The sequence below is a fragment of the Microcoleus sp. OTE_8_concoct_300 genome, from assembly GCF_031383065.1.
In the GTDB taxonomy this organism is placed as follows: domain Bacteria; phylum Cyanobacteriota; class Cyanobacteriia; order Cyanobacteriales; family Microcoleaceae; genus Microcoleus.
Map to the genome: position 1 here is coordinate 1 of NZ_JANMZH010000669.1, position 1189 is coordinate 1189.

Annotated in this window: 1 protein-coding gene; it reads left to right on the forward strand. The window is 48.4% G+C overall.

The annotated features are described in order from the left end of the window. Nucleotides 1-1189: DUF3854 domain-containing protein (locus ACUVJL_RS30335; protein ID WP_445249233.1), on the forward strand; the 1189-nt coding region annotated here is incomplete at both ends.

The window sequence follows — 1189 nt, forward strand, 5'->3', positions numbered from 1 at the left end:
TAAACCTGACGGCACACAGTATCAAAAGGCGAAAGCGCGAGAACTGCAGGCAATACTTCAACGATTTGACACAGCAGAACGCCAAATCACAATCCTTTTCGACTACCGCGTCGGGGATTACTCCAACAGCCCAGAGTTTAAAGCAGCCACCACCCTCAGCAAACTTTTCAAAAATGCGATCGCCAAAATCGCCAAGTTGCCAGGCCCCCATAAAGGTGTTGATGATTTTCTGGTTGCTGGTGGTGACATTGACGCGGTAATTTCTGCCGCTCTGCCGCCAACCTCAGAAGATTGGCAACTGAAAAAATGGCTGAGGCTTCGGGGCTTTACTCCTGACATCAAAATTAACTCAAAATATTTTGATGCACCCGCCCCAGAGAGCGGAACAGTCACCGCAGTTCAATCGGGTCTGGGAACAGGTAAAACTTATTGGGCTGGAGCCAAGATTGCCAGCGACGCGCGCGGGTTGCAGATAAATTTAGGCTACCGCAACAGTTTGCTTTTGCAGCAGTGCCAGAAATGGGGAAGCTATCACTTCGACGAGCACAATGGCTGGCAGTTCATAAAAGACCCGGACGCCCGATTGAGCCTCTGCGTGGATTCCTTGCTCAAACTGCCACTAAAAATGTTTGAGGATGCAGTCGAACACGTCCGGGGTATGACCGTTATCTTGGATGAGTCGGTGTCAGTGATCAAGCACTTGTTGCAATCTCGGACTCTGCTGGGCAAGCGGATAGAAATACTTGAACGATTAGAAATTATTTGCAAGCTTGCAGATCGCGTCGTTTTGATGGACGGCAACCAGTCGAACATCGTGGTGGACTATATCGCTGAGATTTCGGGCAAGCCATCGGTCAAGATTCAAAATACCTTCACGGGTGAAACTCCTCCCATATTTTTCGTGGAGGCGGGGAAGAAATCTAAAAAATGGTTGAGTGCGGAAATTCTTAAGAGCCGTTGCCCAGTCGTGGCTACAGATTCTCTAAAGGATGCCGAGGCTTTCGCTAAGCAGCTAGAAAAAACGCACGGGCGGGGAAAACTGCTAACTTCCAAAACTGCAACAAAGGCAGAAGTCAAAGAATTTCTCAAAGACCCCGACGCTTATATCAAGAAATACGGACTAGCTTGGATAGTTTACACTCCGACGGCTGAATCGGGCATTGACATTAGCATCCAGAATATTGACATT